Source organism: Streptomyces sp. NPDC060035 (genome assembly GCF_042736635.1).
In the GTDB taxonomy this organism is placed as follows: domain Bacteria; phylum Actinomycetota; class Actinomycetes; order Streptomycetales; family Streptomycetaceae; genus Streptomyces.
The window spans coordinates 45,528-58,937 of record NZ_JBHWVO010000004.1 but is presented as its reverse complement, the minus strand read 5'-3'; the positions used below and the strand labels follow the sequence as shown (position 1 = coordinate 58,937).

The following is a 13,410-nucleotide window of genomic DNA, read 5'->3' as shown; positions in this document are numbered from 1 at the left end:
GGCGCTTGTGCAGCAAGACCGCGGACGACGACGGAGTGGTTGACAGTCCGGAGTGCGCCGAGGGTCGCGCCCCAAGGGCCGGTTCCCGCCGAGGTCGCACGGAAGACGCTCATCACCCGCCCCCGGAGGTGCGGTGACGACGGCTGGGCGCAGTGTGCTCGAACCGCAGCGAGGCCTCGCCCGGAACCTGTTGGTCGTCTTCGGGCGCGACCGGCGCTGTTCGGCGGCCGGCGGCGTCCGTATCGGCTATGAGTGGAGCGAGGGGACAGAGGTTTCCGCACGCCCTCGACCGCCGGCCGGCGGCCATGAGTGGGGTGGCAGTAGCCGCGACACCCCGGACAGTGATACACAAGATCCCCCTTACGGCTGCTGGAGGCCGAGATGACCGTGCCGACGTTCCCACCCGGTTTCCTCTGGGGAGCCTCTGCCTCCGCTTTCCAGACCGAAGGGGCGTTCGACACCGACGGCAAGGGGCCCTCGGGCTGGGACGCCTTCGCGGCTCAGCCCGGCCGGATCAAGGACGGCACCGACACCACCCGTGGCACCGGCTTCCACGAGCACTACCGCGAGGACGTCGCCCTGCTCGCCGGACTCGGCGCGGACGCCTTCCGCTTCTCCATCAGCTGGCCCCGTGTCGTGCCGGGCGGCAGCGGCGCGCTCAATCCCGCCGGACTGGACTTCTACGACCGGCTCGTCGACGAACTCTGCGCCCACGGCATCACCCCCGCCCCGACCCTCTACCACTGGGACACCCCGCTCCCGCTGGACGAGGCCGGTGGCTGGCTCAACCGGGACACCGCCTACCGCTTCGCCGAGTACGCGGGCATCGTCGCGGAGCGCCTCGCCGACCGCGTACCCATGTGGATCACCATCAACGAGCCGGCGGAGGTGACGATGCTCGGTTACGCACTGGGTGAGCACGCACCCGGCCGCACCCTCCTCTTCGACGCGCTGCCCGCCGCCCACCACCAACTGCTGGCCCACGGACTGGCCGTACGGGCGCTGCGCGCCGCGGGCGCCGACAACATCGGCATCGCCCTCTCGCACACGCCCGTGTGGACCGCGGGGGAGTCGGAGGAGGACCGCATGGGTGCGGAGCTCTACGACACCCTCACCAACTGGCTGTTCGCCGACCCGGTCCTCACCGGCCGCTACCCCGACGAGGGCTTCGCCGCCCTGATGCCGGGCCCGGTCGAGGACGACCTCAAGGTGATCTCGACGCCACTCGACTGGTACGGGGTGAACTACTACAACCCCACCCTCGTCGGTGCCCCGAAGCCAGAGGCCCTGGACTCCTTCTCCGGCTACACAATGCCCTCCGAACTCCCCTTCGGAATCAGGGAGATCGAGGGATACGACACGACCGACTTCGGCTGGCCCGTCGTCCCCGAAGGGCTCGCGGAGACGCTCGGTCAGCTGCAGAGCCGCTTCGGCGACCGGCTGCCGCCCGTCTACATCACGGAGAACGGCTGCGCGGTCGACGAGCCCGTCGCCGACGCCCGGCGCATCGCCTTCCTGGAAGGACACCTGGGGGCGCTGCGTACGGCCATCGATGCGGGCGTCGACGTGCGCGGCTACTTCACCTGGTCACTGACCGACAACGTGGAGTGGACCGAGGGCGCCAGCAAGCGGTTCGGTCTGGTCCACATCGACTACGAGACGTTGCGGCGCACCCCCAAGCAGTCGTACGCCTGGTACCGCGACGTGATCAGCGCCCAGCGCGCCGCCGGGACGGGCTGACGCCCCGGCAGCCACGGGGGAGCTCACACCCGGGCCGGCCACCGCATCGTGCAGGAGCGCATCCACCTGGGCGCAGGGCGACCCAGGTCCACTCGGGGCGGTATTCACCGCCGTCGTGAACAGTGAAGCGGTGGCCGAACGCGGCGCGGCCGACGAGGCAGGGATCCTGCGGTGAATCGAAAAGGTGTGCGTCGCTCCGGGTGAGCGCGCGCATGACCGGATCCGTCACGGACGTTGGCCGGGACTCCGGACGAGAAGCGTGGCGCTCCCGGTCGGACCGAGTCCGACACCGCCGTGCGGTCGGAAGGGGAGCGCGGGAAAGAAGCTGTACGCATCCGTCTCGCCTCCTTCCGCGTCCGGGGCCCGGGTTCCGCGCCGACCGTACGGCCACGGCCACGGCCGTCCACCGGCTTTGCGGTCAGTCCCACACCATGTCGAAGGCGCGCTCGAAGTTGACGTAGCCCAGGCGCTCGAACGACTTCGCCATCGGGACGTTCCCGAGGTCGGTCCGTGCCCTGATGCGCTCCACGTCCTGCGCGGCGAGCACCCGGGTGCCCTCGGCCAGGATGTCGTCGATGTATCCGTGCCCGCGGTGCGCCGGCAGCACCCCGATGTACGCGATCATGGGGTGGTAGTTGTTGCGGGCGGGAATGACGAAGCCGACCGGCTCGCCGCCCGGCAGCTCCGCGATACGCCACCACGCGCGGGGCGTCCCGAGACCCGCGAACTCGTCGTCGTAGTGCTTCTCCGCAGCATCGCGGGCACTCAGTCCGGACGCCAGGTCCGCCTGGCCGTGCGCGTCCAGAGTGCCTGCCATCACCGGGGTCATCAGGGCGAGGAGGTCCTTGCGTCCGGTGACCGGGCGGAACACCAGCCGGCCTGTGTCCTCGGGCACGGGCGTGCCCGCCCGCCACTCCAGACGCAGCCGCTCGACCAGCATCCGGGCGCCGCTCGCCTCCATGACCCGTATCCGGGCCTCGACGACGTCGCGCGCCGCCAGGTCCTCGCGCCAGTCCGGCGGGATGTACCGGCCGTACTCGGGTCGGTCGGCCCCGGCGGGTACGACCGCGGCGGTCGCCGTCTCCAGCAGCTCCAGCCCGATCGCACCGCGCTCCGGCTCCGGCAGGGTGTCGTCCAGGTCGAAGAAGTCCAGGAGCAGGGGGGTGCCCCCGTCCTGGCCCGTCCACCAGGCGATCCGGGCCACGAGGCGGTCGCCGCGCAGGGCCACCCACATCCACTCGGGGCAGCGGCGGCCCGTGGCGAGGTCGTCGGCGAGCTCGTGGTCGAGGACGTACGGAAGACGGCAGAAAAGACCGAGCTCGTCCGCTCCGGTGAGCGGACGGATGGTCAGTTCCGGTGGTGCAGGGGTCACGAAGGCTCCTGAGGCGCGGTCGACGCCGCCCATGGACGGCAGCGGGCGACACTAACAACATCTGTGCGGTCGGTGTGCGGGGATTATCCGGCTGCCCCGCAGGTCAGAAGGGCCGGAACCGGGCTCCTTCTGGACACCCCGGGCCTCTCGGCCCGACAATCAGTACTGTGACGTCTTCCTTCGAGCCCTACACGTACCCCGCGCGGCTGTCCGACGCCCAGCGCGACCGTGTCCTCGGTGTGCTCAGAGACGGCGCGGCGCAGGGGAAGCTGTCCCACGACACGTTCCTGCGACGCATGGAACTGGCCCTGACAGCCCGGCGCTCCGAGGAGCTGGCGGCGCTCACCTCCGACCTGGAGACCCGCGGGCGCTGGTCCCGCAGGCTCTTCCGCGCGGTGGGCGGTGTCTCCGCCTTTCCCGCGGGGGTGCGCAGGGCCTGGCAGTCCGAGCGGCTGCCCAAACTGCTGCTGCCCGTGCCGGGACCGCACCCGCTGCGCATCGGCCGCGACCCGGGCAACGGACTGCGGCTCAGCCACGAAACGGTGTCGCGGCTGCACGCCGAACTGACCGCGCACGGCAGCCGGTGGATCCTGCGCGATCTCGGCTCGACGAACGGCACCTGCGTCAACGGCCAGCGGGTCATCGGCTCGGCCGCGGTACGCGACGGCGACCAGGTGAGCTTCGGCCGGATGACCTTCCGGCTCTCCGCACCCCTGCCCGGACCCCCGGCCTGAGGGGCGGCGCGGTCACCTCCAGGGGGCGAGCCGGCTCACCCGTGGTCCGTGGACTCTCCCCGTACAGCCTTCACGAGCAGCGCCACCGGCCGATCGGCGAACAGTTCGCCCACCGCGACCACGGTGCCCGTGAACTCCCGGCCCGGGGACAGGAGGTCGTGCCACGGGCCCTCGTCGGGCAGCGTCAGCGCCGTATCGCTCCAGCCGCCCTCCTCCGCGAGTCTCAGCGAAAGCCTGGTCACCGCCGTGACGGCCTCGCCCGACCGGCAGAACGCCAGGCAGTGGGCGGCTGCCGGCCCGCGCGCCGCCAGTGGGGCGTACGTGCCCGACTCGCCGAAGAGTCCGGGCCGTTCCCGTCGTAGCCGCAACGCCGCCACGGTCAGATCGGCCTTCTCGTCGGGCTCATCGGCGGGAGGCCGGCTGAACGGCCGGCGGTTGTCCGGGTCGACCAGAGCGATGTACTCGCGCTCCGTGCCCTGGTACAGATCGGGCACGCCCGGCATCGTCAGATGCACCAGCGCGGCGCCCAGCACATTGGCCCGCACCAAGGGGGCGAGCGTGTCGGCGAACCGCGTCATCATCTCCCGTGCCTGGCCCGTGTCGGCGCCCGGGCCCGCCGCGACGAAGTCGCTCACCGCACGCTCGTACGCCGGATCCGGCTCGGTCCAGCTGGTGAACAGGCCCGCCTCCCGTACGGACTTCAGCAGCGCAGGCTCCAGCCGGCCCGCCATCTCCCCGGCCGGCAGGCCCGCGCAGCCGTACGCCGACTGCCAGGCCTGCCAGGCCAGCTGAGGATCCGGCGCGGACACGGTCGTCGCCCGGGCCAGCTGCGCCACCAGCGAGGCCCATCGTTCGGGGCACTCCGAGAGAACCGCGATCCGGGCCCGTACGTCCCCGCTGCGCTTGGTGTCGTGCGTGGTCAGCACCGTGCCGGTGGCCGGCCAGTCGCGGGACAGCCGGGCGCAGAAGGCGTGGAACTCCTGCGGGCTCACCGCCGGACGGCCGGGATCGCCGCCCACCTCGGTCGCCGAGATCAGCGGAACGTAGCGGTAGAAGGCGGTGTCCTCCACCGACTTGGCGTGCAGCGCGGACGCCGTCTGTGCGAACCGGGCACAGAAGTCCGTGTGCTCCGGCCCGTCACCGAGCCGGCCCAGCGCCAGATCCCGCACCACGTCGACGGCCGCCGCCTCCTGCGGTACGGAGAACACCGCCTTGGCGTCCTGTACCGCCTCGGCCGGCAGCGCCGACTCCGCGACCTCCGTGAGCGGGCCGCCCGCCGTGACGTACGGACGGTAGACGGGGACCCGGACGAGCAGCTCGCGCACCGCCGTCTGCAGGGCCCACGGGGCATGGTCCACGAGTGCGGGGTCCCCGGCGCACGCCTGCACAGCGAGGCGGGTCAGCCACTCCGTCTCCGCGGCCAGCTCATGGGTGACCACGCGGTACGCCGCCCGGCGGACGGTGGCGGTCCAGTAGCCGCCCCGGTCACCGGGCGGACCCGCGAAGTCCCGGTAGCGGCCGAGCAGGTCCGCCGCGCCCATCGGGTCGGTGAACAGACCGTCGATCCGGTGCAGCGCGTCGTAACCGGTCGTCCCCGCGACCGCCCAGCCGGCGGGCAGGGGTTCGGAGCCGGTGAGGATCTTCTCGACCACCGTCCACCGCCCGCCGGTGGCCTCGCCGAGCCGCTCCAGGTACGCGGCGGGGTCGGCGAGCCCGTCCGGATGGTCGATGCGCAGACCGTCGACGACGCCCTCACCGACCAGCTCGAGGACCTTGCCGTGGGTGGCGGTGAAGACCTCGGGGTGTTCGACACGGACGCCGATCAGCTCGGAGATGGTGAAGAACCGGCGGTAGTTGAGCTCCGTACGAGCCAGCCGCCACCAGCCGAGCCGGTAGTGCTGGGCGGCAAGGAGCTCCGGCAGGGGCAGGTCCGCCGTGCCCTCGCGCAGCGGGAACTCCTGGTCGCCGTAGCGGAGCACCGGTGAGCCGTCGTCCCGGACGCCGACCTCGAGGAGGCCGGCCTCCTCGCCGATCCGCCCCGCGAGAACGGGCAGCAGTACCTTGCCGCCGCCCGCAGCCCAGTCGATGTCGAACCAGTGGGCGTACGGGGACAGCGGTCCCTCGCGCAGTACCTCCCACAGCTGCCGGTTGTGCCTGGGCGCGGCGGCCATGTGATTGGGCACGATGTCGACGATCAGCCCGAGGCCGTGTGCGCGTGCTGTGGCGGCCAGCTGCCGCAGCCCCTCCTCGCCGCCGAGCTCGGCCCGCACCCGGCCGTGGTCGACGACGTCGTAGCCGTGTCCGGATCCGGGCACGGCCTCCAGGACGGGGGACAGGTGCAGATGGGAGACGCCGAGCGCGGCGATATACGGCACGGCTTGTCCGGCGGCGGCGAACGGGAAGTCCGGTTGGAGCTGGAGCCGGTACGTGGCGGTGGGCGTCATGGACACGTACGTACCCACCCTGACGGCTTCTGTGTCACTCGACCACGTACCAGGGCTCCACCGGCGGTGCCCGATTCACCCCGGGCGCACCTTTGGCCTACGCCGGGCGCTTGAGTACCGTCAGGCTGCGCCCGACGAGCGTCACCCGGTCACCCGCGGACACCTTGGGACCCGCACCCGGCGCCACTCCGTCCGGGATCGCCGTGTCCACGACGACCTGCCACTGCCTCCCGTGGTTCATCGGTACGGCGAATTCCAGGGTGTCGGCGCCCGCGTTGAACATCAGCAGGAACGAGTCGTCGGAGATCCGCTCGCCGCGCGGCCCCGGCTCCGAGATCGCATGACCGTTCAGGAAGACCGTCATGGCCTTGGCGTGTGCGGCCTGCCAGTCCCGCTGGGTCATCTCCTCACCCCTGGGTGTGAACCAGGCGATGTCGGAGAGCTCGTCGTGCGTGCCCTCCACCGGGCGGCCGTGGAAGAAGCGCCTGCGCCGGAAGACCGGGTGGTCACGGCGCAGCCAGACCATGGCCCGGGTGAACTCCAGCAGACTGGTGTCCGTGCCGTCCGCGCCGTCCCCGTCTCCGTCCTGCGTGACGTCGGGATCGGGCCAGTGGACCCACGAGAGCTCGTTGTCCTGGCAGTACGCGTTGTTGTTGCCCCGCTGCGTACGGGCGAACTCGTCGCCGTGGCTCAGCATCGGGACGCCCTGGGAGAGCATCAGCGTGGCGATGAAGTTGCGCATCTGACGGCTGCGCAGCTCCTGGATCTCCTTGTCCTCGGTCTCGCCCTCCGCACCGCAGTTCCACGAGCGGTTGTGGCTCTCGCCGTCCCGATTGCCCTCGCCGTTCGCGTCGTTGCGCTTGTCGTTGTACGAGACCAGGTCGTGCAGCGTGAACCCGTCGTGGCAGGTGGTGAAGTTGATCGAGGCCAGGGGGCGTCTGCCGTCGTCCTGGTACAGGTCCGAGGAACCGGTGAGCCGCCCCGCGAACTCCGCGAGCGTCCGGGGCTCGCCACGCCACAGATCCCGCACCGTGTCGCGGTACTTGCCGTTCCACTCGGTCCACAGCGGCGGGAAGTTGCCCACCTGGTAGCCACCCTCGCCCACGTCCCACGGCTCGGCGATCAGCTTCACCTGGCTGACCACCGGATCCTGCTGCACCAGGTCGAAGAACGACGAGAGCCGGTCCACCTCGTGGAACTGCCGCGCCAGTGTCGCGGCGAGATCGAAGCGGAAGCCGTCCACATGCATCTCGGTCACCCAGTACCGCAGGGAGTCCATGATCAGCTGCAGTACGTGCGGCGACCGCATCAGCAGGGAGTTCCCGGTGCCCGTGGTGTCCATGTAGTACCGCTGGTCCTCCGCCAGCCGGTAGTACGAGGCGTTGTCCAGACCCCGGAACGAGAGCGTCGGCCCCAGGTGGTTGCCTTCGGCGGTGTGGTTGTAGACGACGTCGAGAATCACCTCGATGCCGGCCTGGTGAAGCGCCCGCACGGCCTGTTTGAACTCGAGTACCTGCTCTCCGCGGTCGCCCCAGGAGGCGTACGCGTTGTGCGGGGCGAAGAACCCGATGGTGTTGTAGCCCCAGTAGTTGGCGAGACCCGCGTCGGCGAGACGGTGGTCCTGGACGAACTGGTGCACCGGCATCAGCTCGATCGCCGTGACACCGAGCTCCGTGAGGTGGGCGATGATCTCCGGGTGGGCGAGCCCGGCGTAGGTGCCGCGCAGCTCCTCGGGCAGGCCCGGGTGCAGCATCGTCAGGCCCTTCACATGGGCCTCGTAGATCACCGTGCGGTGGTAGTCGGTGCGGGGGCGGCGGTCGTCGCCCCAGTCGAAGTACGGGTTCACGACGACGGAGCTCATGGTGTGCGGCGCGGAGTCCAGGTCGTTGCGCGCGTCGGGCCGGCCGAACGGATAGCCGTACACCGCCTCGCCCCACGTGATCTGCCCGGAGATCGCACGCGCGTACGGATCGAGGAGCAGTTTCGCGGAATTGCAGCGCTGCCCGTGCTGCGGCTCGTACGGGCCGTGCACCCGGAAGCCGTACCGCTGGCCCGGCATCACCCCGGGCAGATAGGCGTGACGGACGAAGGCATCGGTCTCGCGGAGCTCCACCGCCGTTTCTGAACCGTCGTCATGCAGCAGGCACAACTCGATTCGGTCGGCGGCCTCCGAGAAGACCGCGAAGTTGGTCCCGGCGCCGTCGTACGTGGCACCGAGGGGGTACGCCTGTCCCGGCCAGACCTGCATAGATAGGACTCTTCCACTTCTGATCCGGGTGCTGCGGGCTTCTTGACCCGAATACTCCCCGAAAGAAGTGCGCCTACCTAGTACGTCGACCGGTGCGGCCGGGTTCGGTCGGCTCGCCGCCCGCCGGGCCGGTCAACTTCGGACACTTCGGTGTCGCCCGTACAGGGACCGTGGGTAACAGGCAGGCCCTCCCGTCCGGTATGTGGCATGCGCGGGGGTGCCTAACCACTATGAATCAGCTCACTCCACCCCATCCTGCCGCAAGGAACAAGCCTGCGTCATAGGGGAGTTGAGTGAGGAGCCTGCGCATCCGGCTGCACCGGCTCCTGCTCCCGGAGTACCCTTCCTTGATCGTTGGTGGGGGAGTGGAAGGCGGTACGCGGGTGAGCTCGGGCGGGTTCGAGCTGCCCCCAGGTGACGCAGGTCACGAGGGGGAATCGACCGATGCCCCGCCGGGGGCGGTGTCCCTGGCGCAGCCCATGGAGATCGGTGCGGAACTGGACTGGGGAGCGGACGCCTGGAACGAGGTGCGCACGCGAGCGCAGCGCGCCGGGCGGGCGTACATCTGGCTGAATCTGGTGGAACAGCGGCTGCGTGCCGTGGTCGCCGCCGTGATCCGGCCGATCTACGAGCCGGTGCACGGCGAGGACTGGGTGGTGGCCGCCGCAGGACCCGCCGGACAGGAGTGGGTACAGCGCGCCGTGGCGGTCCGGGAGGTCTCGCGCCGCAAGGGCTATCTGCTCGACCCGGCCGACGACAACGTCCTCAGCTTCCTCACGCTGCCGCAGCTGCGCGAACTGATGGTCCAGCACTGGCCGTGCTTCGAGCCGTACTTCGACGACCGTCGCGAGGTGGAGCTCGCGCTGGACGAGCTGGAGGTGGCGCGCAACGTCGTCTCCCGCAACCGGGCGCTGAACGAGGCGGTCCTGGCCCAGGCCGAGCGGGCCTCCGCGCGGCTCCTGGAGATCCTCGGCAGCGGTGCCGCGGTCCCGTCCGCCGACCGGCTGCCCGTCGATGCCGTCGAGGAGCTGGTCGGCGACCGGTACGCCGACGTGGTCTCCGTCCACCCGGACCGGGTGCGGCTCCAGCGCCAGCTGCCCGCCGAGGACCTGTTCGGCGGCTCGCGCCGGCTGGATGCCATCGGCATAGGGCTCAACCTGCTCGTGCAGAACTTCTCGGGGCGCCGGCTGGTCCGCCTCGCCGAGTCGGGCTGCCGGGTCCGGCTGCTGTTCATCAACCCGGCGAGCAGCGCGGTCAAGCGCAGGGAGCGGGAGCTGGGCCTCAAGAAGGGCGAGCTGAGCCGCTCGGTGGAGATGAACATCCTCCACATGCGCCGGGTCCGCTCCAAGCTCCGCGACCCCGGCGCCTTCCAGATCCATGTCTTCGACGAGACGCCGCGCTTCACGGCCTACCTGGTGGACGGCGACGGGCCGGATGCGGTGGGGGTCGTCCAGCCGTATCTCCGGCGCGCACGCGGCATGGAGGCGCCGGTGCTGGTGCTGCGGGGCGGCGGGCGCGCGGTCGTCCGGGCCGGGCAGGACAGCGAGCACGGCCTCTTCGAGACGTACCGCGAGGAGTTCGAGTCGGTGTGGACGGACTCCAGGCCCGTCTCCTGACGCTCCACCTGCGTTGTCAGTGGTGCGTGCGAAGGTGGTCATCACTTGGGGGAACGCACCACAGAAGGAGATACGGGATGAGCTGGATCAGCGCGCCGCTGATGGCGTTCGACCTGGAGACCACGGGGACGGATGTCGAGACCGACCGCATCGTGACGGCGGCGGTCGTCCGGCTGGAGTCGGACGGATCCGTGTCGCAGGAGCGGACCTGGCTGGTGAATCCCGGTGTGGCCATACCGGAGCAGGCATCGGCGATCCACGGCATCTCGACGGAACGCGCCCGCGAGCACGGGGTGCCGGCCGCCTCCGCGATCGAGGAGATCACCCGGGCTGTCGCCGACGGGCTGCGTTCAGGGACGCCGCTGGTCGTGATGAACGCGCGCTACGACCTGTCCCTGCTCGACCGTGAGTGCCTGCGGTACGCGGTCGAGTCGGTCAGCGAGCGACTGGGCGACGCACCTTCGCCCGTCATCGATCCGTTGGTGATCGACAAGCATGTCGACAAGTACCGGAAGGGGAAGCGGGCCCTCCACGCGCTGTGTGCCCACTACGGTGTGTCGCTCGACGACGCGCACGACGCGAGGGCGGACGCCGTGGCCGCTGCCCGCGTGGTGCGACGTATGGGGGAGAAGCACCAGCCCGTCGGAGTGATGCCGTTGGAGGACCTGCATGGTCTTCAGGTGCTCGCGGCAGCCGAGCAGTCGCTCTCCCTGCAGGCCTATCTGCGGCGCACCGCGGATCCGGCGGCAGTCGTCGAACCGGCCTGGCCGCTCATCCCCCGGATGCGATGACGGGGCCGGTCGGCGCTCTCCGGGGGAGAGTCTGTTCGCCGGAGAAGGCGATCCGAGGCCGTGGAAGCCCGGCTGTCAGTTCGCGGCCGGGGAAGCCGTGTCGTCGGCCTTGATGTCGAAGTTGATCTGTTCTCCGTCGACCGAGGTGACCTTGACCGACACGCCCAGCGTGCTGCCGTCGGCCGCTGTGAGCGTGCAGCGGGTGGTGGTGCCGACCTTCCCGACGAGGTCCTCGGGGCAGGTGATGTCCGGCTTCGGCCGGCCCGTTGTACTGGCGAGCTTTTCGGAGACTGTCGTGGCCAGCTTGTCCGAAGACAGCTTCGGCTCGGAGTTTCCGACGCTGACCGACCCCGAGCAGCCTGCGAGCAGCACACCGGCTGCTGCGGCCGAGAGGCTCCACGTCACTGCGGTCGAGCGGGCTCCGGTCATGGGGGCTCCATTCCGAATGATCAAAGCAGTCGCCGGAAGCATGCGGGCACCGTGTTCCGCGCATGCCGCCGGAGGGCGGTCGGCCCACCTCCGGCAGCAGGCGGGAACACGCCCGGCCCTCCCGGTCCGGGCAGGGGCCCGGTCGGGCGTCCCCGCGGAAGGCCGCGGGGCCGGGCGGCGAGTCGTGGTCGCGCAGACCTCACAACTTGCCGAAGATCACTCCGCGCCAGGTCCAGCCCGATTCGAGGGCGGCGTTCCGCAGGGGGTCGGTCAGCTGTGCGCTGTCGAAGCTGAATGTCTCCGTCGCTTCGAGGCGGCCGTTCTCCCCCCGTTGGAGCGTCCACCGGCGGGAGACGGTCCTGCCCGCGCCGCGCGCGTACTCCGCCGAAGTCTGGAGCCGCGGGGGATTCCCGACGCGGGTGACCTCCCACTGTTCCTCGACGGTACGCACCTCAGGGACCTCCTCGACCAGGCGCATCCGGATCCGGAGGGCGTGCGTCAGCTGGGACCCGATGAAGAAGGTCTGCCAGGCGGGCTCGGCGATCCGCCACTCCGCCACCAGATCGGCGTCATGCGCTGCACCGTCGCTGATGATGTAGGGGACATCCGGCCGGTTGAGACCGAGCAGGGCTGTCCGCAACTCCTCGGCCGATCGTGGCGCGACCCCGTCCTCGGGGCGCTTGGTTCCGGTCAGCATGTCGAAGAATCCCATGAGATCAACCTATGAGGGGTCGGGTTGGCGGTGCAAGAAAGGGCCGTTCCGGCGGGACGTCCTACGAAGCCGCGCCGGTGTCCTGGCGGACCGTGCGCACGAGGTCCCGGAAGCCCTCCAGGGCGGCGAGGTGCTGGGACGCGGTCACCGTCAGGATCAGACGGCTCACCGCCCGCCTGCTCGGATCGGTGACGTCCGGCATGGACAGGTAGACCTGCGACTGCACGAGGTTGCGCGCTTCTTGTCGCTCGCCGAGCTCGCGAGCGTCTGCTCGCCGCCTTCACCGGTTCCCATGGGCAACCCCCTTTGCATTCGCACCTGTTCGGCCTCGCGGCCCAGAGGAATAGTACGGAATGATCATCGGGCACCGGACCAGCACCCCCGGACCTCGGCGCCGCACCCTCGCGGGTCAAGGGCGGACGCCTGTCCAGAGCTTCTGCGCGAGGGGCAACGCCGTTCAGAAGGGGTACCAGCGGACCTCGGGATCGTCCTCGCGCAGTGATGCCACCCTGCGGCGGAATTCCGCCAGCGCCTTGGGGTTGGCCGGGGCGTGCTGGGAGACCCAGGCACAGCTGGCCGTCTCGCGGGCTCCGCGCAGGACCGCGCAGCCTTCCCAGGTGCGGACGTCCCAGCCGTAGGCCGCGGTGAACGCGTCGTACGACGCTGCGGGCAGGCCGTACCGGTCGCGGGAGAGTGCGAGGACCACCAGATCGTGCTCGCGCAGATCGGCGGAGAAGGTCTCCAGGTCGACCAGCACCGGCCCGTCCGGGCCGACATGGACATTGCGGGGGAGCGCATCGCCGTGGATGGGGCCCGGCGGCAGGTGCGGGGCAAGGGCCGCCGCGGCCTTCGCGAAGCCGTCGCGCCGGCCGCGCAGATAGTCGGCGTCGGCCGGCTCGATCGCATCGCCCGCGAGCTGCAGCCAGCGCTCGACGCCGCCGAGCAACTCGCGGCGCGGCAGGGTGAAGCCGTCCGGGTCGGGCAGGGCGTGCACCTGGGTGAGCAGGGGGGCCAGATCCTGCGGCTCGGTCGGGCGTACGGCCTCGGGGAGCCGGTGCCACAGGGTCACCGGGTGGCCCACGGCCAGGCGCGCGCCGGGTTCAGCGGCCCGGACGGCAGGCACCTCCGACGCGGCGAGCCACTGGGCGACGGCCACCTCGCGCTCGGCGCGTTCCCGTAGTTCCGGGTGCAGCGTGGCATCCCGGCCGACCTTGGCCACCAGGTCGCCGACGGCGAACACCGCGTTCTCGCCCAGCGCGAGCAGCTCCGCGCCGCCGGGCAGCCCGGCAGCGGTCAGTACCTCGCGCGCACGCATTTCGTCCAT

The 13,410-nt window shown here is 70.8% G+C and carries 11 protein-coding genes and 1 pseudogene; 4 read left to right on the top strand and 8 right to left on the bottom strand.

Annotated elements, in window-relative coordinates; all coding sequences use genetic code 11:
• The first annotated feature begins 381 nt into the window (after positions 1 to 381).
• Positions 382 to 1,740 carry a GH1 family beta-glucosidase gene (locus ACFWBQ_RS07460; RefSeq protein ID WP_385485135.1) on the top strand — a complete coding sequence of 453 codons (1,359 nt, stop codon included), beginning with the start codon at positions 382 to 384 and terminating at the stop codon, positions 1,738 to 1,740.
• A gap of 64 nt (positions 1,741 to 1,804) precedes the next feature.
• Here ACFWBQ_RS07460 and ACFWBQ_RS07455 read toward each other — a convergent pair.
• Positions 1,805 to 1,969 (bottom strand): annotated as a pseudogene (locus tag ACFWBQ_RS07455) (GNAT family N-acetyltransferase); the annotation flags it as partial.
• A gap of 189 nt (positions 1,970 to 2,158) precedes the next feature.
• Positions 2,159 to 3,112, bottom strand: a complete 954-nt coding sequence (locus ACFWBQ_RS07450; RefSeq protein WP_385485133.1) for a GNAT family N-acetyltransferase — start codon at positions 3,110 to 3,112, stop codon at positions 2,159 to 2,161.
• Between the two features lie 167 nt (positions 3,113 to 3,279).
• Here ACFWBQ_RS07450 and ACFWBQ_RS07445 point away from each other — a divergent pair, with 167 nt between their 5' ends.
• Complete coding sequence (locus ACFWBQ_RS07445) at positions 3,280 to 3,846, top strand: DUF1707 and FHA domain-containing protein (RefSeq protein WP_329206252.1); 567 nt, start codon at positions 3,280 to 3,282, stop codon at positions 3,844 to 3,846.
• A 35-nt stretch (positions 3,847 to 3,881) separates the two neighbouring features.
• Here the strand turns inward: ACFWBQ_RS07445 and treY are convergent, their stop codons facing one another.
• Together treY and glgX are read right to left on the bottom strand one after the other, a co-directional pair.
• Positions 3,882 to 6,290 carry a malto-oligosyltrehalose synthase gene (gene treY, locus ACFWBQ_RS07440; protein WP_385485130.1) on the bottom strand — a complete coding sequence of 803 codons (2,409 nt, stop codon included), beginning with the start codon at positions 6,288 to 6,290 and terminating at the stop codon, positions 3,882 to 3,884.
• Positions 6,291 to 6,387: 97 nt separating this feature from the next.
• Positions 6,388 to 8,538, bottom strand: coding sequence for a glycogen debranching protein GlgX (gene glgX / locus ACFWBQ_RS07435; protein ID WP_385485128.1), 2,151 nt, complete (start codon positions 8,536 to 8,538; stop codon positions 6,388 to 6,390).
• 383 nt (positions 8,539 to 8,921) lie between these two features.
• Between glgX and ACFWBQ_RS07430 the strand changes: the two genes are divergently transcribed.
• Both ACFWBQ_RS07430 and ACFWBQ_RS07425 read left to right on the top strand, forming a co-directional pair.
• Positions 8,922 to 10,154 (top strand): SAV2148 family HEPN domain-containing protein, encoded by a 1,233-nt coding sequence (locus ACFWBQ_RS07430; protein ID WP_329206247.1) that lies wholly within the window; start codon positions 8,922 to 8,924, stop codon positions 10,152 to 10,154.
• A gap of 77 nt (positions 10,155 to 10,231) precedes the next feature.
• The gene (locus tag ACFWBQ_RS07425; RefSeq protein ID WP_385485125.1) at positions 10,232 to 10,945 is read left to right on the top strand and encodes a 3'-5' exonuclease; all 714 of its coding nucleotides are present in this window, start codon (positions 10,232 to 10,234) and stop codon (positions 10,943 to 10,945) included.
• Positions 10,946 to 11,020: 75 nt separating this feature from the next.
• On the opposite strand, the gene ACFWBQ_RS07420 is transcribed toward ACFWBQ_RS07425, so the two are convergent.
• From ACFWBQ_RS07420 to ACFWBQ_RS07405, 4 genes are all read right to left on the bottom strand, one after another.
• A complete protein-coding gene (locus tag ACFWBQ_RS07420; protein WP_385485123.1) occupies positions 11,021 to 11,374 on the bottom strand; it encodes a DUF4333 domain-containing protein in 354 nt (117 codons plus the stop codon).
• A 199-nt stretch (positions 11,375 to 11,573) separates the two neighbouring features.
• Positions 11,574 to 12,086: a hypothetical protein gene (locus ACFWBQ_RS07415; protein WP_385485121.1), complete on the bottom strand. Its 513-nt coding sequence runs from the start codon at positions 12,084 to 12,086 to the stop codon at positions 11,574 to 11,576.
• Between the two features lie 61 nt (positions 12,087 to 12,147).
• Positions 12,148 to 12,312, bottom strand: coding sequence for a hypothetical protein (locus tag ACFWBQ_RS07410; RefSeq protein ID WP_385485119.1), 165 nt, complete (start codon positions 12,310 to 12,312; stop codon positions 12,148 to 12,150).
• A 231-nt stretch (positions 12,313 to 12,543) separates the two neighbouring features.
• The gene (locus tag ACFWBQ_RS07405) at positions 12,544 to 13,410 is read right to left on the bottom strand and encodes a phosphotransferase (protein WP_385485117.1); all 867 of its coding nucleotides are present in this window, start codon (positions 13,408 to 13,410) and stop codon (positions 12,544 to 12,546) included.